This is a genomic window from Pantoea sp. ANP04 (assembly GCF_041982285.1).
GTDB lineage: Bacteria > Pseudomonadota > Gammaproteobacteria > Enterobacterales > Enterobacteriaceae > Pantoea > Pantoea eucalypti.
Genome location: NZ_JAUTYS010000019.1, coordinates 18796 through 43915, shown reverse-complemented (window position 1 = coordinate 43915; position 25120 = coordinate 18796). Strand labels below are relative to the sequence as shown.

General features: G+C 55.8%; 23 protein-coding genes. 19 read left to right on the top strand and 4 right to left on the bottom strand.

Features of this window, described 5'->3' with window-relative positions:
* Positions 1-110 precede the first annotated feature (110 nt).
* From pyrG to queE, 3 genes are all read left to right on the top strand, one after another.
* Positions 111-1748, top strand: a complete 1638-nt coding sequence (gene pyrG / locus Q7C21_RS20795; RefSeq protein WP_003854607.1) for a glutamine hydrolyzing CTP synthase — start codon at positions 111-113, stop codon at positions 1746-1748.
* A gap of 76 nt (positions 1749-1824) precedes the next feature.
* Complete coding sequence (eno, locus tag Q7C21_RS20790) at positions 1825-3120, top strand: phosphopyruvate hydratase (RefSeq protein ID WP_008927112.1); 1296 nt, start codon at positions 1825-1827, stop codon at positions 3118-3120.
* A 286-nt stretch (positions 3121-3406) separates the two neighbouring features.
* A complete protein-coding gene (gene queE / locus Q7C21_RS20785; RefSeq protein WP_033761597.1) occupies positions 3407-4078 on the top strand; it encodes a 7-carboxy-7-deazaguanine synthase QueE in 672 nt (223 codons plus the stop codon).
* 94 nt (positions 4079-4172) lie between these two features.
* On the opposite strand, the gene queD is transcribed toward queE, so the two are convergent.
* Positions 4173-4532 carry a 6-carboxytetrahydropterin synthase QueD gene (gene queD, locus Q7C21_RS20780; RefSeq protein ID WP_004571212.1) on the bottom strand — a complete coding sequence of 120 codons (360 nt, stop codon included), beginning with the start codon at positions 4530-4532 and terminating at the stop codon, positions 4173-4175.
* A gap of 298 nt (positions 4533-4830) precedes the next feature.
* Between queD and cysJ the strand changes: the two genes are divergently transcribed.
* The 3 genes from cysJ to Q7C21_RS20765 are packed head-to-tail and all read left to right on the top strand — an operon-like array spanning position 4831 to position 9088.
* Entirely contained in the window at positions 4831-6636 is a 1806-nt protein-coding gene (gene cysJ, locus Q7C21_RS20775) for an NADPH-dependent assimilatory sulfite reductase flavoprotein subunit (protein WP_033743630.1), read from the top strand.
* A complete protein-coding gene (cysI, locus tag Q7C21_RS20770; RefSeq protein ID WP_004571210.1) occupies positions 6636-8357 on the top strand; it encodes an assimilatory sulfite reductase (NADPH) hemoprotein subunit in 1722 nt (573 codons plus the stop codon). The genes cysJ and cysI overlap by 1 nt, the downstream gene beginning before the upstream one ends.
* Positions 8354-9088 carry a phosphoadenylyl-sulfate reductase gene (locus Q7C21_RS20765; protein WP_004571209.1) on the top strand — a complete coding sequence of 245 codons (735 nt, stop codon included), beginning with the start codon at positions 8354-8356 and terminating at the stop codon, positions 9086-9088. The genes cysI and Q7C21_RS20765 overlap by 4 nt, the downstream gene beginning before the upstream one ends.
* A 60-nt stretch (positions 9089-9148) precedes the next feature.
* Here the strand turns inward: Q7C21_RS20765 and Q7C21_RS20760 are convergent, their stop codons facing one another.
* Both Q7C21_RS20760 and Q7C21_RS20755 read right to left on the bottom strand, forming a co-directional pair.
* The gene (locus Q7C21_RS20760) at positions 9149-9433 is read right to left on the bottom strand and encodes a YciI family protein (protein ID WP_375151071.1); all 285 of its coding nucleotides are present in this window, start codon (positions 9431-9433) and stop codon (positions 9149-9151) included.
* Between the two features lie 9 nt (positions 9434-9442).
* Complete coding sequence (locus Q7C21_RS20755) at positions 9443-10456, bottom strand: aminopeptidase (RefSeq protein ID WP_110411053.1); 1014 nt, start codon at positions 10454-10456, stop codon at positions 9443-9445.
* 364 nt (positions 10457-10820) lie between these two features.
* Here Q7C21_RS20755 and cysG point away from each other — a divergent pair, with 364 nt between their 5' ends.
* The 13 genes from cysG to rpoS all read left to right on the top strand — a co-directional run bounded on the left by cysG (position 10821) and on the right by rpoS (position 22185).
* On the top strand, positions 10821-12236 hold the full coding sequence (cysG, locus tag Q7C21_RS20750; protein ID WP_105099862.1) for a siroheme synthase CysG: 1416 nt from the start codon (positions 10821-10823) through the stop codon (positions 12234-12236).
* 9 nt (positions 12237-12245) lie between these two features.
* Positions 12246-13154: a sulfate adenylyltransferase subunit CysD gene (cysD, locus tag Q7C21_RS20745; protein WP_375151070.1), complete on the top strand. Its 909-nt coding sequence runs from the start codon at positions 12246-12248 to the stop codon at positions 13152-13154.
* A gap of 11 nt (positions 13155-13165) precedes the next feature.
* Complete coding sequence (gene cysN / locus Q7C21_RS20740) at positions 13166-14593, top strand: sulfate adenylyltransferase subunit CysN (RefSeq protein WP_286865560.1); 1428 nt, start codon at positions 13166-13168, stop codon at positions 14591-14593.
* A complete protein-coding gene (gene cysC, locus Q7C21_RS20735) occupies positions 14593-15198 on the top strand; it encodes an adenylyl-sulfate kinase (RefSeq protein ID WP_004571202.1) in 606 nt (201 codons plus the stop codon). Before cysN ends, cysC begins: the two co-directional genes overlap by 1 nt.
* Positions 15199-15252: 54 nt before the next feature.
* The gene (locus tag Q7C21_RS20730) at positions 15253-15573 is read left to right on the top strand and encodes a DUF3561 family protein (protein ID WP_140916649.1); all 321 of its coding nucleotides are present in this window, start codon (positions 15253-15255) and stop codon (positions 15571-15573) included.
* Between the two features lie 169 nt (positions 15574-15742).
* Positions 15743-16060, top strand: coding sequence for a cell division protein FtsB (gene ftsB, locus Q7C21_RS20725; protein ID WP_003849108.1), 318 nt, complete (start codon positions 15743-15745; stop codon positions 16058-16060).
* A gap of 3 nt (positions 16061-16063) precedes the next feature.
* Positions 16064-16780, top strand: a complete 717-nt coding sequence (gene ispD, locus Q7C21_RS20720) for a 2-C-methyl-D-erythritol 4-phosphate cytidylyltransferase (RefSeq protein WP_003849105.1) — start codon at positions 16064-16066, stop codon at positions 16778-16780.
* Entirely contained in the window at positions 16780-17262 is a 483-nt protein-coding gene (gene ispF / locus Q7C21_RS20715; protein ID WP_008927107.1) for a 2-C-methyl-D-erythritol 2,4-cyclodiphosphate synthase, read from the top strand. Before ispD ends, ispF begins: the two co-directional genes overlap by 1 nt.
* Entirely contained in the window at positions 17259-18299 is a 1041-nt protein-coding gene (gene truD, locus Q7C21_RS20710; RefSeq protein ID WP_008927106.1) for a tRNA pseudouridine(13) synthase TruD, read from the top strand. The genes ispF and truD overlap by 4 nt, the downstream gene beginning before the upstream one ends.
* A 191-nt stretch (positions 18300-18490) precedes the next feature.
* Positions 18491-19252 (top strand): 5'/3'-nucleotidase SurE, encoded by a 762-nt coding sequence (surE, locus tag Q7C21_RS20705; protein ID WP_003849099.1) that lies wholly within the window; start codon positions 18491-18493, stop codon positions 19250-19252.
* Positions 19246-19872: a protein-L-isoaspartate(D-aspartate) O-methyltransferase gene (locus tag Q7C21_RS20700; RefSeq protein ID WP_003849097.1), complete on the top strand. Its 627-nt coding sequence runs from the start codon at positions 19246-19248 to the stop codon at positions 19870-19872. Before surE ends, Q7C21_RS20700 begins: the two co-directional genes overlap by 7 nt.
* A 162-nt stretch (positions 19873-20034) precedes the next feature.
* The gene (gene nlpD / locus Q7C21_RS20695) at positions 20035-21135 is read left to right on the top strand and encodes a murein hydrolase activator NlpD (RefSeq protein ID WP_033743626.1); all 1101 of its coding nucleotides are present in this window, start codon (positions 20035-20037) and stop codon (positions 21133-21135) included.
* Positions 21136-21192: 57 nt separating this feature from the next.
* Entirely contained in the window at positions 21193-22185 is a 993-nt protein-coding gene (gene rpoS / locus Q7C21_RS20690) for an RNA polymerase sigma factor RpoS (RefSeq protein WP_003849090.1), read from the top strand.
* Between the two features lie 128 nt (positions 22186-22313).
* Here the strand turns inward: rpoS and mutS are convergent, their stop codons facing one another.
* Positions 22314-24875: a DNA mismatch repair protein MutS gene (gene mutS, locus Q7C21_RS20685; protein WP_008927102.1), complete on the bottom strand. Its 2562-nt coding sequence runs from the start codon at positions 24873-24875 to the stop codon at positions 22314-22316.
* Positions 24876-25120: the final 245 nt, after the last annotated feature.

Here is a 25120-nt window from a genome sequence, read left to right as displayed (position 1 = left end):
CGTTGGAGGATGGCTGTGATTCATCAATTGTGGCTGATAGCGGTTTCCAGTATACTGTTTTCCCGTCCTGGTTATTCCACCGTCTTTAAACCTAAACTCTCAGGTTCAGCATGACAACGAATTATATTTTTGTGACCGGCGGGGTCGTTTCCTCTCTGGGTAAAGGCATTGCCGCAGCCTCCCTCGCAGCCATTCTCGAAGCGCGTGGTCTGAACGTGACCATCATGAAGCTGGACCCGTATATTAACGTGGATCCAGGCACCATGAGCCCGACACAGCACGGTGAAGTTTTCGTCACTGATGACGGCGCTGAAACCGATCTGGATTTGGGTCACTACGAACGCTTCATCCGCACCAAAATGTCGCGTCGTAACAACTTCACCACTGGCCGTATCTATTCAGAAGTCCTGCGCAAAGAACGCCGTGGCGACTATCTGGGCGCAACTATTCAGGTTATCCCGCACATCACCAACGCCATCAAAGAACGCATCATTGAAGGCGGTGAAGGTCATGATGTGGTGCTGGTTGAAATCGGCGGCACGGTAGGAGATATCGAATCACTGCCGTTCCTGGAAGCGATTCGCCAGATGGCCGTGGATGTGGGCCGCGAACACACGATGTATATGCACCTGACGCTGGTGCCTTATATGGCGGCGGCGGGTGAAGTGAAAACGAAACCGACTCAGCACTCTGTAAAAGAGCTGCTGTCGATTGGTATCCAGCCAGATGTGCTGATTTGCCGTTCTGACCGTGCCGTACCGGCCAATGAACGTGCCAAAATCGCCCTGTTCTGTAACGTCCCTGAAAAAGCGGTTATTTCGCTGAAAGACGTTGATTCCATCTACAAGATTCCTGGCATGCTGAAGTCGCAGGGCCTGGATGACTATATCTGTAAGCGCTTCAACCTGAATGCACCGGAAGCCAACCTGGCTGAGTGGGAGCAGGTGATTTACGAAGAAGCCAATCCGGGTGGTGAAGTCACCATCGGTATGGTGGGCAAGTATGTTGAGCTGCCGGATGCCTACAAGTCAGTCATCGAAGCGCTGAAACATGGCGGCCTGAAAAATCGCGTCACTGTGAACATCAAACTGATCGATTCGCAGGATGTTGAGTCACGTGGTGTCGAATTACTGAAAGATTTGGATGCGATTCTGATTCCAGGTGGCTTCGGTTACCGTGGCGTGGAAGGCAAGCTGATGACCGCGCAATACGCACGTGAAAACAACGTGCCTTACCTCGGCATCTGCCTGGGTATGCAGGTCGCGCTGATGGAGTTTGCCCGCAATGTCGCTGGCATGCCTGGCGCCAACTCCACTGAATTTGTGCCAGACTGTAAATATCCGGTGGTGGCATTAATCACCGAATGGCGTGACGAAGATGGCAACGTCGAAGTCCGCAGCGAGCAGAGCGATCTGGGCGGCACCATGCGTCTGGGCAGCCAGCAGTGTCAGTTAACGCCGGGCAGTCAGGTTCGCCAGCTCTACGGCTCTGACACCATCGTTGAGCGCCATCGCCACCGCTATGAAGTGAACAATATGCTGTTAAAGCAGATTGAAGCAGCCGGTCTGCGCGTAGCAGGTCGCTCGGGTGATGATCAACTGGTTGAGATTATCGAACTCCCGAACCATCCGTGGTTTGTGGCTTGCCAGTTCCACCCTGAGTTTACCTCGACCCCACGCGACGGCCATCCGTTGTTTGCCGGCTTTGTTAAAGCCGCGCATGAGCATCAGAAGCGTTTAGCGAAGTAAGTTTCACAGGCAGCGCGCGAACTTTTCGCGCGTTGCCTGTCTTAGGATTGACTAACTTGTACTGAGGAAAATCGTAATGTCCAAAATCGTAAAAGTCATCGGTCGCGAAATTATCGACTCACGTGGTAACCCGACTGTTGAAGCTGAAGTGCATCTGGAAGGCGGTTTCGTTGGCCTGGCCGCTGCGCCATCAGGTGCCTCTACCGGTTCACGCGAAGCGCTGGAACTGCGTGACGGTGACAAATCACGTTTCCTGGGCAAAGGCGTAACCAAAGCCGTTGCTGCAGTAAACGGTCCGATTGCTGAAGCGGTAAAAGGCAAAGACGCGAAAGATCAGGCGAACATCGATAAGATCATGATCGACCTGGACGGTACTGAGAACAAATCTAACTTCGGTGCTAACGCCATTCTGGCCGTTTCACTGGCAGCGGCTAAAGCTGCTGCAGCCTCTAAAGGTCAGCCGCTGTATGAGCACATCGCTGAACTGAACGGCACCCCAGGCAAATACTCTATGCCACTGCCAATGATGAACATCATCAACGGCGGCGAGCATGCCGACAACAACGTCGACATCCAGGAATTCATGATTCAGCCGGTTGGTGCAGCAAACCTGAAAGAAGCCATCCGTATGGGTTCTGAAGTTTTCCACAACCTGGCAAAAGTGCTGAAAAGCAAAGGCATGAGCACTGCAGTGGGTGACGAAGGTGGCTACGCGCCTAACCTGGGTTCTAACGCAGAAGCCCTGGCCGTTATCGCTGAAGCGGTAAAAGCAGCAGGCTATGAGCTGGGTAAAGACATCACCCTGGCAATGGACTGTGCAGCATCTGAGTTCTACAAAGATGGCAAATATGTTCTGGCCGGTGAAGGCGGTAAAGCGTTTACCTCTGAAGAGTTCACCCACTTCCTGGAAGATCTGACTAAACAGTATCCGATCGTTTCTATCGAAGATGGCCTGGACGAATCTGACTGGGACGGCTTCGCTTACCAGACTAAAGTGCTGGGCGACAAAATCCAGCTGGTGGGCGATGATCTGTTCGTCACCAACACCAAAATCCTGAAAGAAGGTATCGATAAAGGTATCGCTAACTCCATTCTGATCAAATTCAACCAGATCGGTTCTCTGACCGAAACCCTGGCTGCGATCAAAATGGCGAAAGACGCGGGCTACACTGCCGTGATCTCTCACCGTTCAGGCGAAACTGAAGATGCCACCATCGCTGACCTGGCGGTAGGTACTGCAGCGGGCCAGATCAAAACCGGTTCAATGAGCCGTTCTGACCGTGTTGCTAAGTACAACCAGCTGATCCGTATCGAAGAAGCGCTGGGTTCTAAAGCGCCATTCAACGGTCTGAAAGAAGTTAAAGGTCAGTAATGACCGCGCGTTGATGTCGCGCTAAGTGACATCATCGGCCTCTGAAGCCCCGCCTTGTGCGGGGCTTTTTGTTGGGAGCAATGTGCAGATGCGGATGACAGGGCCCGATCGCAAAGGTATAAAAGTAGCATCCCCGTCAGCCACGTTTTGAGCCTGTTAACTGTCTGACGTCTCTCTGTTGTGACAGTTTGCTTTAGTCCTGCGCGGATAAAAGGCACAACGCGTGATTGAGCTGCGCGGCAAATCTGCCATAATCAGCGCCCTGTTTTTTTCAAGCGAGTCCGTAATGCAATACCCGATCAATGAAATGTTCCAGACACTGCAGGGCGAAGGTTATTACACCGGCGTGCCTGCCATTTTCATTCGCTTACAGGGATGCCCGGTGGGCTGTAGCTGGTGCGATACCAAACACACCTGGGAAAAGCGGACAGATCGGGAAACGTCGCTGGGCGATATTTTGATCAAGACAGTGGAAAGCGATGCGTGGGGTGATGCCGACGCGGCGACCCTGGTGAATGCCATTGCACAGCAGGGCTGGACGGCCCGGCACGTGGTGATTACCGGCGGCGAACCGGCGATTTACGATCTGCGTCCGTTAACGACTGCGCTGGAACAGCACGGTTTCCAGTGCCAGATTGAGACCAGCGGAACGCACGAGATTCACTGTTCCGAACAGACCTGGGTGACCGTCTCCCCGAAAGTCAACATGCGCGGCGGTTATGATGTGCTGCCTCAGGCGCTGAGCCGGGCCGATGAAATCAAGCATCCGGTGGCGCGCGAGCGTGATGTGGACGCGCTGGATCTGCTGCTGGCAGGAATAGACGACACTAAAGCCCGGATCATCGCGTTACAGCCGATCAGCCGCAAAGATGATGCCACCCGACTCTGCATCGAGACCTGCATTGCACGTAACTGGCGTCTGTCGATGCAAACCCATAAGTACCTGAATATTGCCTGATTAAGCGTATTGCGTGGTTAATCGCGGGGAAACGAGCGTGAAGGGCGGGACGGAGAGGAAATAGCGTCGGATCGAAGGGTTCGATCCGACAGGCTTAGCCGCGGTAAACGCAGCCTGCAGTGCAGGTTTCTTTGATCATCACCGCGCTTAACAGCGGCAGTTCTGGCTTCATCTGATCCCAGATCCATTTTGCCAGCACTTCGCTGGTGGGATTTTCCAGGCCAGGAATATCATTCAGATAGTAGTGATCCAGCCGATTATAGAGGGGCTTAAACGCCGCCTTCAGTTCAGCAAAATCCATAACCCAGCCGGTATGCGCATCCACTTCGCCGGTAATCTCCAGACGAACCAGGAACGAATGACCGTGCAGACGGCCACATTTGTGTCCGGCCGGCACATTCGGTAGATGGTGCGCGGCTTCGAACTGGAACTCTTTAAACAAGGTGGTAGACATAGTGGTTCTCAGACATTAAAAAACCGCTGAATTCTACCTGATTACCGCTTTTTTCGCACCCGCACCGCACAAACCGATACGTTTCCCGCGGCGTTAATTCCCGGTAACCAGCTAATCAACTGATATATCACCGCTTTGCTTACCACTTTTAACGATTATGCCTACCTGGAAAACCCTTTAGTCATTTTGGTTATTTGATATGTCGAAGGTGTATTTAATCGTTAATATACAGACCGGTAACCTACGCACTCTTCCGCCATTTACGGTCCGGACTTCTGATACTGGAATTTTTAACGCGATGACGACTCAGGCACCTGGTTCTATGCTTCCGCTCTCACCGGAACAACTCGCCCGCTTACAGGCGGCGACGACAGATTATTCCCCGACTCAACTGGCGTGGCTGTCCGGCTATTTCTGGGGTCGGGTAGAACAGACGCCAGGTAGCGCCGTCGCAGGCAGTACACCCGCTCCGGTAGACGTGCCCGCCATTACGCTGCTTTCTGCCTCCCAGACTGGCAATGCCCGTCGTCTGGCTGAGCAGTTGCGTGATGACCTGCTGGCCGCGAAGCTCAACGTAAACCTGGTGAACGCCGGTGATTACAAGTTCAAACAGATTGGCCAGGAAAAAATGCTGGTCGTGGTGACCTCCACCCAGGGCGAAGGTGAGCCGCCGGAAGAGGCGGTGGCACTGCATAAATTCCTGATGTCGAAAAAGGCACCGAAAATGGCCGGTGCAGCCTTTGCGGTGTTTGGCCTGGGCGACACCTCGTACGAATTTTTCAGTCAGGCGGGCAAAGATTTTGACAACCGTCTGGCAGAGCTGGGTGGCGAGCGTCTGCTGGATCGCGTCGATGCGGATGTTGAGTATGCTGAGCAGGCTTCCGCCTGGCGCAGTGCGCTGACGGAAATTCTGAAAAAGCGCGTGCCGACCGAATCCCCGGCGCAGGCTGCGGCGACAGCGGCAGGCAGCGTCAACGAAGTCACCACCAGTCCCTACAGCAAAGAGTCTCCGCTCAGCGCCAGTCTGGCGGTAAATCAGAAAATCACCGGACGTGACTCAGACAAAGATGTGCGCCATATCGAAATCGATCTGGGCGACTCAGGTCTCCGCTACCAGCCTGGCGATGCGCTGGGCGTCTGGTATGAAAATGACGCGGCGCTGGTCAGCGAGCTGCTGGAGCTGGTCTGGCTGAAAGGCGATGAGTCAGTAGAGGTTCAGGGCAAAACCCTGCCGCTGGCTGAGGCGCTGCAGAAGCATTTCGAGCTGACGGTGAATACTGCGCAGATCGTGGCGCAGTACGCCCAGCTGTCCCGCAACGCCGAGCTGCTGTCACTGGTGGATGATAAAGCCAGGCTGCAGCAGTATGCGCAGCACTATCCGATTGTGGATATGGTGCGTCTGGCCCCGGCTGAGCTCACCGCAGAACAGCTGACCGGCCTGCTGCGACCGCTGACGCCGCGACTCTACTCTATTGCCTCCTCACAGGCCGAAACCGAGTCCGAAGTTCACATTACCGTAGGTGCAGTGCGCTTTGATATTGAAGGTCGCCAGCGCGGCGGCGGCGCTTCGACCTGGCTGGCCGATCGCATCGAAGAAGAGGGCGAGGTCCGGGTCTTCATCGAACACAACGACAATTTCCGCCTGCCGGCTAATCCGGACGCGCCTGTGATCATGATTGGTCCGGGCACCGGCATCGCGCCGTTCCGCGCCTTTATGCAGCAACGCGACAACGACGGTGCCAGCGGTAAAAACTGGCTATTCTTTGGTAATCCGCACTTCACCGACGATTTCCTCTACCAGGTGGAGTGGCAGAAATATGTGAAGGATGGCCTGCTGACGAATATCGACCTCGCCTGGTCACGCGATCAGGCAGAGAAGATTTACGTACAGGATAAGATCCGTGCGAAAGGGGCCGAAGTCTGGCGCTGGATTGAAGAGGGCGCGCATCTTTATGTCTGTGGCGATGCGAACCGTATGGCAAAAGACGTCGAGCAGGCACTGCTGGATGTGGTGGTCGAACACGGCGGAATGGATCGTGAAACGGCCGACGAATTTTTAAGTGAGCTGCGCATTGAGCGCCGTTATCAGCGAGACGTTTACTAATGAGCGATAAACACCCTGGACCGCTGGTTGTCGAAGGCAAATTAACAGACGCTGAGCGTCTGAAGAAGCAGAGCAACTATCTGCGCGGCACCATCAAAGAAGATCTGGAAGAAGGTCTGACCGGCGGTTTCACCGGCGACAACTTCCTGCTGATCCGCTTTCACGGCATGTACCAGCAGGATGACCGCGACATTCGCGCCGAACGTGCCGAGCAGAAGCTGGAGCCGCGTCACGCAATGATGCTGCGCTGCCGACTGCCGGGCGGCATCATTACGCCGACCCAGTGGCTGGCTATCGACAAATTTGCTACCGATAAAACCATTTACGGCAGCATCCGTCTGACCAACCGTCAGACCTTCCAGTTTCACGGCATTCTGAAGAAGAACGTCAAGCCGACGCATCAGATGCTGCATGAAGTGGGACTGGATGCGCTGGCGACCGCCAACGACGTAAACCGTAACGTGCTCTGTACCTCGAACCCGGTAGAGTCTGAGCTGCATCAGGAAGCCTATGAGTGGGCGAAGAAGCTCTCTGAGCATCTGCTGCCGCGCACCCGTGCCTATGCAGAGATCTGGTGGGATAAAGAAAAAGTCGCAACCACTGATGAAGAGCCGATTCTCGGTGAAACCTATCTGCCGCGTAAATTCAAAACCACAGTCGTGATTCCGCCGCACAACGATGTGGATCTGCACGCCAACGATCTGAACTTTGTTGCGGTCGCTGAGAATGGCAAGCTGGTGGGCTTCAACCTGCTGGTGGGCGGCGGCCTGTCGATCGAGCACGGTAACAAAGCGACTTACGCGCGCACCGCCAGCGAGTTTGGATACTTCCCGGTAGAGAAGATCCTTGATGTGGCCGAGGCGGTTGTGACGACTCAGCGCGACTGGGGCAACCGTACCGATCGTAAAAACGCCAAAACCAAATACACCCTGGAACGCGTTGGCGTCGAGACGTTTAAAGCGGAAGTTGAAAAACGTGCTGGTGTGACGTTTGAGCCGATTCGTCCGTATGAGTTCACCACCCGTGGCGATCGTATTGGCTGGATCAAAGGCATCGACAACAAATGGCACCTGACGCTGTTTATTGAAAATGGCCGTCTGCTCGATTATCCGGGCCGACCGCTGAAAAGCGGCATCGCTGAAATTGCGAAAATTCATCAGGGTGATTTCCGTCTGACCGCCAACCAGAATCTGATTGTGGCAGGCGTGCCGGAAAGTGAGAAAGCGCAGATCGAAGCGATCGCCCGTGAGCATGGTCTGATGGATCAGGTTACGCCTCAGCGCGAAAACTCGATGGCCTGCGTCGCGTTCCCGACCTGTCCGCTGGCGATGGCAGAAGCCGAACGTTTCCTGCCAGCGTTTGTGACCAAAGTAGAAGGCATCATGCACGCGCATGGCGTCGGCGATGAGCACATAGTGTTACGCGTTACCGGTTGTCCGAACGGTTGCGGCCGTGCCATGCTGGCTGAGCTGGGTCTGGTGGGTAAAGCGCCAGGCCGCTACAACCTGCATCTGGGCGGAAACCGCAGCGGAACGCGTATTCCCCGTATGTACCGTGAAAACATTAACGAAAGCGAAATTCTCGCCACGATTGATGAGCTGGTGGGACGCTGGGCCACCGAGCGCCAGGCCGCAGAAGGCTTTGGTGACTTCACCATCCGCGCGGGCATTGTTGCGCCGGTGCTGGACCCGGCACGCGATTTTTGGGAGGAAGCAAAATGAGTCAGCCCGACCTCGCAGCACTGAATGAGATGTCCAAAGTCCAGCGTGCCATGGCGCTGGCCGCGACCAATGCGCAGCTGGAGAAGTCTTCAGCGGAAGAGCGGGTCAGCTGGGCGCTGGAGAATCTGCCGGGCGCTTATGTGCTCTCCTCCAGTTTCGGTATTCAGGCCGCGGTGTCGCTGCACCTGGTGACGCGCCAGCAGCCCGATATTCCGGTGATCCTGACTGACACCGGCTATCTGTTCCCGGAGACCTATCGTTTTATTGATGAGCTGGCGGACCAGCTCAACCTCAACCTCAAAGTGTTTCGCGCCGAGACCTCACCGGCCTGGCAGGAAGCGCGTTACGGCAAACTGTGGGAGCAGGGCGTCGAGGGGATTGAGAAATATAACGAGATTAACAAAGTCGAGCCGATGAACCGCGCCATCGAAACCCTGGGCGCACAGACCTGGTTTGCTGGCCTCCGCCGCGACCAGTCAGGCAGCCGGGCGAATCTGCCGGTGCTGGGTGTACAGCGTGGCGTCTTTAAGCTGCTGCCGATTATCGACTGGGATAACCGTCAGATTCATCAGTACCTGGAGCAGCACAAGCTTAAGTACCATCCGCTGTGGGATGAAGGCTATCTTTCGGTGGGCGATACCCACACCACCCGCAAGTGGGAGCCGGGTATGGCAGAAGAAGAGACACGCTTCTTCGGTCTCAAGCGCGAGTGTGGTCTGCACGAAGGGTAATACCGAGCTTCTCTCCCTGAAATCAGGGAGAGAAGTGCTTCTTGACGCTCAGGCGGAAAGTTAAACGCCTTTTAATCCGGCAAACGCCTCCGCTGCACGAGTCACATTCACTTTCGTCACCTCATACTCTGCCACCGTCACAAACGGATCTTCCGCTAAGATCGCATCCAGCGCTTCACGCTCCATCTCCCTGACCAGCAGCATGCCACCTGTGCGTGGATCTTTACGTCCTGCGGCAATAAAACTGCCTGCCTCAAAATAGCGGTCAAGCCATTCAATATGGCCTGCCAGCAGCACCTCAACCTCTTCTATCGGACGAATGTAATTCAGAAAGACCACATACATGTCAGATCCTCACACTTTGGGATTGGTCAGTTCGCTGAGCAGCGGCAGCAGCACGCGGACACTGTCGCGGGTGCGCAGGGCTATCTGGCCCGGCAGCCAGCGGTCGAGATAGTTCAGATTATCCAGGTCAGTCTGATGACGGGTCACGCCATCAGGAAAGTGCGGGCTACGATGACGCTGTAGTGCGCCATCTTTGTTACCCAGCGACCAGTTACTGGCAGTAACATTCAGCAGCGGAAAGCCTGCCTTGTCAAAGGCATTCAGGCCATTGAAGTCCTTGCGATTCAGCTGATGACTGGCAGCGGGAATGCCTTGCTGACGTGCCAGTAGCAGGGCGCGATCGCTGGTCTGTTTGCGCACCGCCCGGGGCGTGTTCATGCCGCTGTTGAAATAGAGATGATCGCCGGTTATCAGGCTATTCAGATTGATGACCAGCAGCGTGTTCTTCTTCTCACGGGTGCTCATTCGCTCAACATAATCATCCAGGCCGTGCAGATCCGCTTCTCCGGCGCTCAGCGCCACAAAGCGAATGCCATAGTGAAGCGGCTTGCGACTCAGTTGCTGCGCCAGCTCCAGCATCACGCCAAGACCTGACGCATTGTCATCAACACCCTGCAGGCGTAAGCCGCCCAGATTGTGATGGACCTGGTTGCTGTTTTGCGGTGTCCAGGTATCCAGGTGCGCCACGATCAGAATCTCCTGTGGCACGCTGCCTGCGCGCGCAGCAATGACGGAGGTTGCCGTCAGTTTATGCCAGCGCTGCGTGCCGTCATCTTCCTGCCATTTGTAGCCCGTGTTGAACTGGCGGGTATCGGTTTTATAACCCAGCGCGGTAAATTGTTGCTGCAGATAGTCCGTGGCCATCAATTCAGCCGGACTGCCGCTCATGCGGCCAGGAAAATAAGTGGCGATGTGCCGGACCTGCTGTTCGGCAAACTGACCTGTCGGCGTGGCTAAAACCAGCGGGGAAATGAGTGCGCTAAACAAAACTGTCGCTACCCTCAGGCGGAGGGAACAAAACATAATGCGTCCTTTTTTCATTATTCGATAGGCATTCAACATGCGGACCTGAGTCAGTCATGCCGCGCGTATTATACCCTCTTTGTTCTGCGACCTGGTTAACGGAATAAGTTGCTGCCTTAACATGATGGGGTAACGCGTGTTTATTGCTGGCACTTATCTGCTTTTACAGTTACAGGCACAGAGGTGAATCTGTGAACCTGTTCACGAAAAAGCCATTATATTTCATCTGCTAAGACCAAATTGTTCTGTGCTTTGCGAAGTCTTTATTCCATTCGGTAACTACTCATTCCAATTCGTAATTTCAACTGCATAAACCCGGCGACGTATAGTCGCGTTAATACAAAGTTAAAACATCAGGGTTAACGTGGACTATTTGCCTCTTTTTGCCGATCTCTCTGGCCGCCCGGTTCTGGTTGTCGGCGGTGGAGATATTGCGGCGCGAAAAATTGAACTACTGCGCCGTGCGCGTGCGCGCGTTCTGATCGCCTCGCGTGAACTCTGCCCTGAACTGCAGGCACTGCTGGAAAAGCAGGAGCTGGAGTGGCTGGCGACTGAATTTGACCCGGCCCAGCTGGATGGGGTTTTCCTGGTGATCGCCGCGACCGACGACAACCATCTCAACACCCAGGTCTTTGAAGCTGCTAACGCGCGGCAGAAGCTGGTTAACGTGGTTGATGACCAGCCAAAATGCACCTTTATCTTCCCCTCGATTGTTGACCGCTCACCTCTGGTGGTGGCGATCTCCTCCAGCGGCACCGCACCGGTGCTGGCACGTATGCTGCGCGAAAAAATCGAAACGCTGTTGCCTGCCAGTCTCGGCCAGATGGCTGAGGTGGCCGGACTCTGGCGCGATAAAGTTAAAGCACGCTTCAGCCGCATGTCTGACCGTCGACGCTTCTGGGAACGCGCTTTCGATGGCCGGTTCGCCAGTGAGATGTCAGCCGGTAACGTCGAAGAGGCGAAACGTACCCTGGACCGTGAACTGCAGGAAGAGCCAACCCGTCAGGGCGAGATTTTCCTGGTGGGTGCCGGACCGGGCGACAGCGGCCTGCTGACGCTGCGCGGCCTGCAGGTGATGCAGTTAGCGGATGTGGTGCTTTACGACCATCTGGTCAGTGAAGAGGTGCTGGACCTGGTGCGCCGCGATGCCGACCGCATCTGCGTCGGCAAACGAGCCAGCGCGCACACGTTGCCGCAGGAAGAGATTAATCAGTTGCTGGTTTCACTGGCGCTGAAAGGCAAGCGCGTTGTCCGCCTCAAGGGCGGCGATCCCTTTATCTTCGGCCGTGGCGGCGAAGAGCTGCAGGCGGCTCAGCAGGCAGGCATTCCGTTCCAGGTGGTGCCGGGCGTTACCGCGGCTGCCGGTGCAACGGCCTATGCCGGGATTCCGCTGACCCACCGCGATTATGCGCAGAGCGTAATGTTTATTACGGGTCACTGCCGTCCCGATGGGGATGACATTGACTGGCCATCACTGGCGCGTGCGCGTCAGACGCTGGCGATCTACATGGGAACGGTTAAAGCTGCTGCCATCAGCGCGGCGCTGATTCAGCATGGTCGCGCGCCATCAACGCCGGTGGCGGTGATCAGTCGCGGCACCCGTCAGGATCAACAGGTGCTGACCGGCACCTTAGAACAACTTGAGGCGCTGGCCGCCTCGGCACCTACTCCGGCGCTACTGGTGATCGGAGAGGTGGTTAATCTGCACGGGCAACTCGCCTGGTTTAAACATTCGGCACAGCAGGGGGCTCGCGAGTCCGCCGTTGTCAATCTGGCTTGAGGGAAAATCATGGACCAAAAACGACTCACTCATCTGCGTCAGCTGGAGGCGGAGAGTATCCACATCATTCGCGAAGTCGCGGCCGAGTTCAGCAATCCGGTGATGATGTACTCCATCGGTAAAGACTCCTCGGTAATGCTGCATCTGGCGCGTAAAGCCTTTTATCCTGGCACGCTGCCGTTCCCGTTGCTGCATGTGGATACCGGCTGGAAATTCCGTGAAATGTACGAGTTTCGCGACCGCACCGTGAAAGCGATGGGCGCAGAGTTGCTGGTTCACCGCAACCCGGAAGGCGTGGCGATGGGGATTAACCCGTTTGTCCACGGCAGTGCCAAACACACTGACATCATGAAAACCGAAGGGCTGAAGCAGGCGCTGAATAAATATGGTTTTGATGCGGCCTTTGGCGGCGCACGTCGTGATGAAGAGAAGTCTCGCGCCAAAGAGCGTATCTACTCTTTCCGCGACCGCTTCCATCGCTGGGACCCGAAAAACCAGCGTCCTGAGCTGTGGCACAACTACAACGGCCAGATCAACAAGGGCGAGAGCATCCGCGTCTTCCCGCTGTCGAACTGGACTGAACTGGATATCTGGCAGTACATCTTCATGGAAAACATCGAGATCGTGCCGCTCTACCTCGCCGCGCCGCGTCCGGTGCTGGAGCGTGATGGCATGCTGATGATGATCGATGACGATCGCATCAACCTGCAGCCGGGTGAAGAGATCACCCAACGGATGGTTCGCTTCCGCACGCTCGGCTGCTGGCCGCTGACCGGCGCGGTAGAGTCCGACGCGCAGACGCTGCCTGAGATCATCGAAGAGATGCTGGTCTCTACAACCAGTGAGCGTCAGGGCCGCATGATCGACCGCGATCAATCCGGTTCGATGGAACTGAAAAAACGTCAGGGTTATTTCTAAGGAGACGCCAGATGAATACCGTAATTGCACAACAGATTGCCGACCAGGGCGGCGTTGAAGCCTGGCTGACCGCGCAACAGCATAAGAGCCTGCTGCGTTTTCTGACCTGCGGCAGCGTTGACGACGGAAAAAGTACCCTGATTGGGCGTCTGCTACATGACACCCGTCAGATCTATGAAGATCAGCTTTCATCGCTGCATAACGACAGCAAACGTCATGGCACCCAGGGCGAGAAACTCGATCTGGCGCTGCTGGTGGATGGTCTGCAGGCTGAGCGTGAGCAGGGCATTACCATTGATGTGGCCTACCGCTATTTCTCGACTGAAAAGCGTAAATTTATCATCGCCGATACGCCGGGCCATGAGCAGTACACCCGCAATATGGCGACCGGTGCATCAACCTGTGACCTGGCGATTCTGCTGATCGATGCCCGTAAAGGCGTGCTGGATCAGACCCGCCGTCACAGCTTTATTTCGACGCTGCTGGGGATCAAACATCTGGTCGTGGCGATTAATAAGATGGATCTGGTTGAGTACGATCAGGCGCGCTACGAGCAGATCAAACAGGATTACCTGGACTTTGCAGGCCAGTTACCGGATGACCTCGATATCCGCTTTGTGCCGATGTCGGCGCTGGAAGGGGATAACGTAGCATCCGCCAGTCAGACCATGCCATGGTACATCGGCCCGACGCTGCTGGATGTCCTGGAAACAGTGGAACTGAACCGCGTGGTGGATCACCAGCCGATGCGTTTCCCGGTGCAGTATGTTAACCGTCCTAACCTGGATTTCCGTGGCTATGCCGGTACCCTGGCGTCAGGCAGCGTGCAGGTGGGCCAGCGCGTTAAAGTGCTGCCGTCTGGCGTAGAGTCGACTATTGCCCGCATAGTGACCTTTGATGGCGATCTGCAGGAAGCGGGCGCAGGTGAAGCGATCACCCTGGTGCTGCAGGATGAGATTGATATCAGTCGTGGCGATCTGCTGGTTGATGCCAGCGAAACGCTGGCTGCGGTTCAGTCTGCCAGCGTTGACGTGGTCTGGATGGCAGAACAGCCTCTGCAGGCCGGTCAGAGCTATGATCTGAAAATCGCCGGTAAGAAAACCCGTGGACGGGTAGAGAAAGTCCTGCATCAGGTGGAGATTAACTCGCTGGAGACACGTCAGGTCGATGCGCTGCCGCTAAACGGTATTGGTCGCATTGAATTAACCTTTGACGAACCGATGGTGCTCGACAGCTATCAGCAGAATCCGGTGACCGGCGGCATGATCTTTATCGATCGACTGACCAACGTGACCGTGGGTGCCGGCATGATCCATCAGCCAAACCATGACGCTCCGGTTAATACCGGCGAGTTCAGCGCGTTTGAGCTGGAACTGAATGCACTGGTGCGCCGTCACTTCCCACACTGGAACGCGCGCGACCTGCTGGGCGGTCAATAATGGCTCAGCACGATGATAACGTGGTGTGGCATGACCATCCGGTAACTCGTGCTTCACGCGAACAGCAGCATGGCCATCAGGGCGTGGTGCTGTGGTTCACCGGGCTTTCGGGCTCGGGGAAATCCACGGTCGCAGGCGCGCTGGAGCAGGCGCTGCACCGTATTGGCGTCAGCACCTATCTGCTGGATGGTGACAATGTGCGTCACGGTCTCTGTCGTGACCTCGGCTTCAGCGACGATGACCGCAAGGAGAATATCCGTCGGGTCGGCGAGGTGGCGAAACTGATGGTGGATGCCGGGCTCGTGGTGCTTACTGCCTTTATTTCACCGCATCGCGCCGAGCGCCAGATGGTGCGCGACCTGCTGGAGCCGGGTCAGTTTATCGAAGTGTTTGTCGATACGCCGCTGGCGGTGTGTGAAGCACGCGATCCAAAAGGGTTATACCGCAAAGCACGTGCCGGTGAACTGCGTAATTTCACCGGTATCGACAGCGTCTATGAAGCGCCCGACAGCCCGGAAATCCAGCTGGATGGCGAACAATTGGTTACAAAACTGGCCGCCCAATTGTTAGACGTGCTGCGCGACCGCGATATCATCAGATCCTGAAGAGACAGCGGCAAATCGCTTCGGGTTTGCCGCCCTCGCAACAACAGGATGCCTATGCAGAACGTCACACCCATGCTCGCTCGTAAAGATGACTCCTCCCAGGATGAGCCACGCTCATTGCTGCCGGGCGGTGTTATCGGCTTACTCGCTTACTGGTGTGCGCTGGCGCTTCCTTTCCTGCTGTTCGGCTCTAACACGCTGTTCTTCTTTCTCTATACCTGGCCATTCTTTTTGGCGCTGCTGCCGGTTGCCGTGGTCACGGGCATCGCACTGAATACGCTGCTGAGCGGACACTGGATTTGGGCTGCCCTCGCCACAGTCATTATGGTGGTGACTCTCTTCTGGTTAATGTTCTCCTTTCTCTCCGGCTGGTAAGCCTTAACGGCGTCCGTGCTGATGTGCAAACGCATCGGCAGGTTACAAAACTTTTCCCGTCAGAATCGGTACTGATTGCGCAGAGGCGCAGCAAAGCGCGCCATTTTCGCTGCTGGTGTGGAGTCCTGTGCAAAGTTATGGGATGATTGGGCCGTTTTTAGGGGGCGGGATGGGAAAACTGACGTTACTGTTATTGGTGCTGCTTGGCTGGCTGCAATATTCATTGTGGCTGGGGAAAAATGGCATCCATGACTATACGCGCGTCAATGATGATGTCGCGGTACAACAGGCAAACAATGCCAAACTTAAATCGCGAAACGATCAGCTGTTTGCCGAAATTGACGATCTCAATGGCGGCTCGGAAGCGATCGAGGAGCGTGCACGCAATGAACTGGGCATGATTAAGCCCGGTGAGACCTTCTATCGTCTGGTGCCTGACCAGAACAAACGTAACGCGCAACAATCAGCGCAAAACCTACAACGATAAAACATGAACACTCTGGCCTCCCTTGCGGATGTGATTGCCGTGGTGCCCGCTGCCGGAATCGGCAGCCGCATGCAGGCAACCTGTCCGAAGCAGTATCTGACGATTGGTCAGCACACCCTTCTGGAACACAGCATTGCACGTCTGTTTTCCCATCCCGCCATCAGACAGGTGATTGTCGCCCTCAGTCCCGATGACCAGCATTTTGCTTCACTGCCGCTGGCACGCGATCCGCGTGTGCTCAGGGTCACAGGCGGCGAGACCCGGGCTGAATCGGTGCTGGCCGGATTACAGGCCGCACAGGGTTCCGCCTGGGTGCTGGTCCATGATGCTGCGCGTCCCTGTCTGCATCCCGACGATCTTCAGAAACTGCTTAACGTGCGTGAACAGAGCCACGTGGGCGGAATTCTGGCTGCGCCAGTGCGCGACACCATGAAACGGGGCGAGCCGGGCAAAGCCGCAGTGGCCCATACCGTGGAACGCGACGATCTCTGGCACGCCTTAACGCCGCAATTCTTCCCGCATGCCCTGCTCACTGCCTGCCTGACGCGGGCGCTGACAGAAGGCGCAACCATCACCGATGAAGCATCGGCGCTGGAGTATTGCGGCTATCATCCGCTGCTGGTCAGCGGACGCAGTGATAACATCAAAGTCACCCGGCCAGAAGATCTGGCGCTGGCGGCTTTTTATCTGAGTCAGATTCAATTAAAGGAGAGCGCATGATGCGTATCGGTCACGGTTTTGACGTTCACGCCTTTGGCGGAGAGGGTCCGTTAGTGATTGGCGGTGTGCGGATCCCATTTGAACACGGTTTTATCGCCCATTCGGATGGCGATGTGGCGCTGCATGCGCTGACTGATGCGCTGCTGGGCGCTGTGGCGATGGGCGATATCGGCAAGTTATTCCCCGACACCGATCCGGCCTTTAAAGGGGCGGACAGCCGCGGCCTGCTGCGTGAGGCCTGGCGTCGTATCGAAGCCAAAGGCTATCGCATCGGTAATGTCGACGTCACAATTATTGCTCAGGCACCGAAAATGCTGCCGCATGTGCCACAGATGCGCATCAACATCGCAGAAGATCTGGGCTGCCATATGGATGCGGTCAACGTCAAAGCGACCACCACCGAGAAACTCGGCTTTACCGGGCGCGGTGAAGGCATTGCCTGTGAAGCGGTCGCGTTAGTCCTGAAAGCTGACAGCCAATGAGTCTGAATTACCTGCACGGCACTCCTGTGGCCTCTGGCGTGATCAAAGCCAGTCCCGAAGATTTCGTGGTGGTTGAAGATCTCGGCTATGGCGCGGATGGTGAAGGTGAGCATCTGCTGGTGCGGATCCGTAAAACAGGTGCGAATACCCGTTTTGTGGCAGAAGCGCTGGCTAAGTACCTGGGTATTCATCCGCGCGACATGAGTTATGCCGGAATGAAAGATCGCCATGCGGTGACGGAACAGACCCTCTGTTTTCGCCTGCCGGGCAATGCGATGCCCGACCTGCGCGGTTTTACGCTGGAAGGGGTTGAGATTCTGCAGGCGGTGCGCCACAAGCGTAAGCTGCGCATCGGCGCACTGGCCGGAAATGCGTTCCGGCTGGTCATCCGTCAGATCAGCGATCGTGATGCGGTTGAAGCGCGTCTGGCGCAGATCCGCGATGCGGGCGCGCCCAACTATTTTGGTGAGCAGCGTTTTGGGCGCGGCGGCAATAACCTGGTGATGGCAGAAAAGTGGGCGCGCAATGAGATCATTGTCCGTGACCGCAACAAGCGCAGCCTGATGCTCTCTGCCGCGCGCAGTGCGCTGTTTAATCAGGTGACCAGTGCACGTCTGCAGCAGCAGGGCAGTCTGACTCAGGTGCTCAACGGCGATGCATTGCAGCTGACCGGTCGAGGCAGCTGGTTTGTGGCACAGCCTGAAGAACTGGCCGACTCACAACGGCGGGTTGATCACCATGAGCTGCGGATTACCGCGCCGCTGCCGGGACGCGGGGACGCTGGCACGCAGGCTGATGCGCTGGCGTTTGAACAGCAGACGCTGGCTAATGATACGCCGCTGCTGAGCCTCATTGAACGTGAGAAGGTCGATGCAGCCCGCCGCGCCATGCTGGTGGTGCCACGGGATATGCAGTGGCGCTGGTGGGATGACGTCACGCTGGAACTGACATTCTGGCTGCCCGCGGGGAGCTTTGCGACCAGCGTGGTCCGGGAGCTGCTGACCTCCGCAGACTCGCTCGATCAGATTGATGAGTAATCTTCGCTGCAACATTACCCGCAGTGTGGGTAATGTTGCGGCAAACCCCCACCGCTGTGTGATTTACGCCTACCACTTCCTTGCGCGCCTCGTTAGAATGCAAAAATCGCTGTCCATTCCTCACCTGTTGCCATGCCGTTAAAACAGGTTCAGTCACGGCGACCAGTCGAATAAAAAAAGGTCAGAACGAAATGCGGATATTGCTCAGCAACGATGACGGCATTCATGCACCGGGTATTCAGACTCTGGCGAAAGCCCTGCGGCAGATTGCTGACGTGCAGGTTGTTGCCCCCGATCGTAACCGAAGCGGTGCCTCTAACTCATTAACGCTGGAAACACCTCTGCGTACCTTTACCCATGAAAACGGCGATATCGCGGTTCAGATGGGAACGCCGACCGATTGCGTCTATCTGGGGGTGAATGCGCTGATGCAGCCACGCCCTGACATTGTGGTGTCAGGCATTAATGCCGGTCCCAATCTGGGCGATGATGTGATCTATTCCGGTACGGTGGCAGCAGCGATGGAAGGGCGGCATCTTGGCCTGCCTGCAATCGCTGTGTCGCTCAATGGCCATCAGCACTATGCGACCGCAGCTGCAGTGACCTGTGCGCTTCTCCGGGCGCTAACGCATGAACCCCTGCGCACTGGCCGCATTCTCAATATCAATGTCCCCGATCTGCCACTCTCCGAGCTGAAAGGTATCCGCGTGACGCGCTGTGGCAGCCGCCATCCGGCTGATCAGGTGATCGCGCAACAGGATCCACGCGGCAATACCCTCTACTGGATAGGTCCACCGGGCGAAAAACTCGATGCAGGCCCGGATACAGATTTCGCTGCCGTTGATCAGGGCTACGTTTCTGTCACCGCGCTGCATGTTGATTTAACGGCGCACAGCGCGCAGAACGTGCTCAGCGACTGGCTGGCAAAAGCTGAGGTGAACCTGGCATGGTGAATCGGCGTATTGAGACATTGCTGTCACAACTGCGTCAGCAGGGCATTGATGATGAAAACCTGCTGAAAGCCATTAGCGAGGTGCCGCGCGAACGCTTTATCGACGAGGCGTTTGAGCATAAAGCCTGGGACAATGTTGCCTTACCTATCGGCTCCGGTCAGACGATATCACAGCCTTACATGGTCGCGCGGATGACCGCGCTGCTCGGGCTTAATCCGCATTCGCGTGTGCTGGAGATTGGCACAGGTTCTGGTTACCAGACGGCGATTCTTGCCCATCTGGTGGACCATGTTTATTCAGTGGAACGCATCAAAGGCCTGCAATGGCAGGCTAAACGCCGCCTGAAGCAGCTGGATCTGCACAATGTCTCTACCCGCCATGGCGATGGCTGGGAGGGCTGGCCTTCACGGGGGCCGTTCGACGCCATTATTGTCACTGCCGCACCTCCGGAAATTCCGATTGCGCTGATAGCACAACTGGCAGAAGGCGGCATTATGGTGCTGCCGGTTGGCGAAGAGCAGCAGGTACTCAAGCGGCTGCGTCGTCAGGGCGAAGAGGTCATCGAGGAGATCATTGAGCCGGTGCGTTTTGTTCCGCTGGTGCAGGGCGATCTGGCCTGATGCTCTTCGTATTTCTTCACAACTGTTTCATGGCACCACGTACCTGATGTTGTTACTATCCAGTTTATTCAACAAAAATGCAGAAATTATCGCGCCACGCAGAGCATTCTGCTGACAGGTACAGTGAAGCAGATAGATCAGAGTTGCCATCACGGGGGATTAATGAGCACGGGAAGCACACTTTTTCAGTTACGCCGTCTGGCGGCGCTTTCACTGGTAGGTTTTTGGCTGGCAGGCTGCAGCTCCAGCGACAATTCTCAGGCACCTATCAGTCGCGTTGGCGATGAGGGTGGCATGATGAACAGTCAGGCCGGAGGAGGCCAGGTTTCTGGTGGCATTCCAGCCGCGCCGTCTCAGGGACAAATGTTAAGCAGAAATTCATCATCTACCCCCAGCAATGGTGGAATGATTAGTACCAGCAGTAATGTTGAGACGCAGAATGGCCGGATAGTGTACAACCGCAGTTACCAGAATATTCCTAAGGGTAGCTATTCCGGTGAAACATATACCGTTAAGCGTGGCGACACATTGTTTTATATTGCCTGGATTACCGGCAATGATTTCCGTGACTTAGCCCAGCGCAACAACGTTCCCGCGCCTTATAGCCTGAATGTCGGCCAGACTTTACAGATTGGAAATGGGTCGGGTCAGCCGATTACCGGTGGCAATCCCATTACCGTTGCTGATGCAACGCAGGGCGGGGTCCCTGTGGCACCACAAATTAAATCGCCTGTTGTTGCACAGCAACCTGTTATTACGTATTCTGATGATTCGGGTAATTCGGGTGGCAGCAAATTGTTGCCTTCGAAAGGAGCAAATGTTGCAACGACAACAGCTCCAGTAGTTACCGCACCCCCAACGGTTAGCAGTACAACCAACAGTTCAACGCCGGTCGGAAGCTGGCGCTGGCCGACTGACGGGAAGATTATCGATAACTTCTCTGCCGCCGAAGGTGGCAATAAAGGTATCGATATCGCCGGGACGCGCGGACAATCTGTTGTCGCCACTGCTTCAGGACGAGTGGTTTACGCAGGTAACGCACTCCGGGGTTACGGTAATTTAATCATCATCAAACACAATGATGATTACCTGAGCGCCTACGCCCACAACGATACAATGCTGGTTCGGGAACAACAGGAAGTTAAGGCGGGGCAAAAAATCGCTACCATGGGTAGCACCGGAACCAGTTCAGTCAGATTACACTTTGAAATTCGTTACAAGGGGAAATCCGTAAACCCGTTGCGTTATTTGCCGCAGCGATAATCCGGCAGAACAAAACAGATGTATGTTCTGCCCTGGAATCACGGGTAGGAGCCGCTTATGAGCCAGAATACGCTGAAAGTAAACGAGTTACATGAGAACGCGGAATTCGATGAGAACGGAGCTGAAATTTTTGACGAGAAGGCACTCGTTGAAAACGAAGCCAGTGATAGCGACGTAGCGGAAGAAGAGTTGCTTTCACAGGGTGCGACGCAGCGTGTATTAGATGCGACGCAGCTCTATCTCGGGGAGATTGGCTATTCTCCGTTGTTAACGGCAGAGGAAGAAGTTTTCTTCGCTCGCCGTGCATTGCGGGGTGATATCCCTTCCCGTCGCCGTATGATCGAAAGTAACTTACGTTTGGTGGTGAAAATCGCCCGTCGTTACAGCAATCGTGGTTTAGCTCTGCTGGACCTGATTGAAGAAGGTAACCTCGGCCTGATTCGCGCCGTAGAGAAATTTGACCCGGAGCGCGGGTTCCGTTTCTCAACGTACGCCACCTGGTGGATTCGTCAGACAATTGAACGGGCGATCATGAATCAAACCCGTACCATCCGTCTGCCGATTCACATTGTAAAAGAACTGAATGTTTATCTGCGTACAGCGCGTGAACTTTCTCACAAGCTCGACCATGAGCCAAGTGCGGAAGAGATCGCCGAACAGCTGGATAAGCCGGTTGATGACGTAAGCCGCATGTTACGTCTTAACGAACGCATTACCTCGGTTGATACGCCATTAGGCGGTGATTCTGAAAAAGCGCTGCTGGACATTCTGGCCGATGAAAAAGACAACGGCCCGGAAGACACCACGCAGGACGATGATATGAAACAAAGCATCGTCAAATGGCTGTTCGAACTGAACGCCAAGCAGCGTGAAGTGCTGGCGCGTCGTTTCGGCCTGTTGGGCTATGAAGCGGCAACACTTGAGGATGTAGGTCGTGAAATCGGCTTAACCCGCGAGCGTGTACGCCAGATTCAGGTTGAAGGTTTGCGCCGTCTGCGCGAAATCCTGCAGGCGCAGGGCCTCAGCATTGAAGCACTGTTTCGTGAATAATCGTTTATAAGACGATCTGAGTACGAATGCAAAAAGCGATGGTGAAAACCATCGCTTTTTTTATGTCAGCAGAAAATTTTTGCTGTTGATTAACGGCGCACCGCGCAATAACGCGGTGCACCACACTGTCAGACCAGCGATTTAAGACGATAAATCCAGTCGAGCGCCTGGCGCGGTGTCAGCGTATCCGGATCCAGCGCCTCAAGTGCTTCCACGGCAGGCGAGGTCTCTTCAACCAGCAGCGGTAGCTGAGAACCATCGACCGTCGATGAAGCCGAATGGTTTGAAACGTTCTCAAGTTCTTTGAGCTTATTGCGCGCCCGCTTAATCACCTCTTTAGGCACGCCCGCCAGCGCTGCTACCGCCAGACCGTAACTCTTACTCGCGGCCCCTTCCTGCACGCTGTGCATAAAGGCGATAGTGTCACCGTGCTCAACCGCATCCAGATGGACGTTGACCACGCCTTCCATTTTTTCCGGCAGGGTGGTCAGCTCAAAGTAATGGGTAGCAAACAGCGTCATTGCCTTGATGCGATTCGCCAGGTTTTCGGCGCAGGCCCAGGCCAGCGATAAACCGTCGTAGGTGGAGGTTCCGCGTCCAATCTCATCCATCAGCACCAGGCTGTTTTCGGTGGCGTTGTGCAGGATGTTAGCGGTTTCGGTCATTTCAACCATAAAGGTCGAGCGCCCGGAGGCGAGATCGTCTGCGGCACCGACACGGGTAAAGATGCGATCCAGCGGCCCAATCAGCGTCTCATCAGCGGGAACAAAACTGCCGATCCATGCCATCAGTGCAATCAGTGCTGCCTGCCGCATATAGGTACTCTTACCGCCCATGTTTGGCCCGGTAATGATTAACATCCTGCGCTGGGGTGCCAGCGACAGCGGGTTGGCAATAAACGGCTCTTTCAGAACCTGTTCCACCACCGGATGGCGACCCCCGCTGATTTTAATCCCGGCTTTTTCCTGCAAGACCGGACGGCAATAGTTCAGTGACCAGGCCCGTTCCGCCAGGTTGCTCAACACATCCAGCTCTGCCAGCGCGGCAGCACTCAGCTGCAGTGCTTCAAGGTGCGGCAGCAGCTGGTCGAACAGTGCCTCATACAGGCTTTTCTCCAGCGACAGCGCTTTGCCCTTGGAGGTGAGGACCTTGTCTTCGTACTCTTTCAGTTCTGGAATGATGTAGCGCTCAGCGTTTTTCAGCGTCTGACGACGGACATAGTGCATCGGAACCTGATGACTCTGTCCTCGGCTGACCTGGATGTAGTAGCCATGCACACCGTTAAAGCCGACTTTAAGGGTATCCAGTCCCAGCTTTTCGCGTTCGCGAATCTCCAGCCGGTCAAGATAGTCGGTTGCGCCATCGGCCAGCGCGCGCCACTCATCCAGCTCTGCGTTATAACCGGGCGCAATCACTCCGCCGTCACGGATCAGCACAGGCGGTGACTCAATCACCGCCTGCTCCAGCAGCTCACGTAACGCGGTGAACTCGCCCATCTGCGCGCGCAGTTTCTGCAGCTGCGGTGCTTCGACATCGGCCAGCAGCTGGTTCAGTTCTGGCAGTTGCTGAAACGCATGACGCATGCGGGCCAGATCGCGCGGACGCGCTGTACGCAGCGCCAGGCGGGCCAGGATTCGCTCAAGATCGCCGACCTGACGCAGCACTGGCTGCAATACGTCGCTGAGATTTTGCAGCTCAGCAATCGACTCCTGACGCTGGTTGATGATGCGCGCATCACGCAGCGGCATATGCAGCCAGCGCTTCAGCATCCGGCTGCCCATCGGCGTGACGGTTTTATCCAGCACGGCCGCTAAAGTGTTGTCGGTGCCGCCGGCCAGGTTCTGGGTGATCTCCAGATTACGGCGGGTGGCGGCATCCATGATGATGCTGTCCTGCTGCCGCTCCATGCTCAGCGAGCGGATATGGGGCAGCGTAGTGCGCTGGGTATCTTTGACATATTGCAGCAGGCATCCCGCCGCACTCAGTCCGAGGTGCGCATTCTCCACGCCGAAGCCATTGAGATCGCGGGTGCCAAATTGCAGGTTCAGCTGCTGACGCGCGGTGTCGATTTCAAACTCCCACAGCGGACGGCGGCGCAGGCCACGTCGCTGATCGATCAGCGACATCGCCTGAAAATCTTCGGGGTAGAGCAGTTCAGCGGGATTGGTGCGTTGCAGCTCTGCCGCCATGGTTTCTGCATCGGCAGGCTCGCTCAGGCGGAAACGGCCTGAACTGATATCCAGCGTGGCGTAGCCAAAACCGCGCGGACTTTGCACGATTGCAGCCAGCAGGTTGTCGTGCCGCTCCTGCAGCAGCGCCTCGTCACTGATGGTGCCTGGCGTGACGATTCGCACCACTTTGCGCTCAACCGGGCCTTTGCTTAGTGCCGGATCGCCTATCTGCTCACAGATGGCCACGGACTCGCCCAGCTGCACCAGTTTTGCCAGATAACCTTCAACCGCATGATAGGGCACGCCAGCCATCGGGATCGGTTCACCCGCTGACGCACCGCGTTTGGTGAGTGAAATCTCCAGCAGCTGAGAGGCGCGCTTTGCGTCGTCATAAAACAGCTCGTAGAAGTCACCCATACGGTAAAACAGCAGAATGTCAGGATGCTCTGCCTTGAGGCGCAGGTACTGCTGCATCATGGGTGTGTGAGAAGGAAAGTCCTTTTCGGTTGGCTCTTGCATAAGGTTTTAGCTCATCTTTAATGCGGTAAATTTCTGGCGATCAACGCCCATGAAACCGAAAGGATTCCAGGCGCGCTGGATGATCAGATGATAACGAATAGGGCAGTGCATATGCCAGCCTGATAATCACCCCGATCCTGACCGGGTATAACCTGGCTGGCATCCTGACAAATGTGGCGGCCGCTGGCGACAGAAAAGTACCTGGTTTCCTGATTCTGATGTGGGGCTGCGAGACAGCTCGCGGT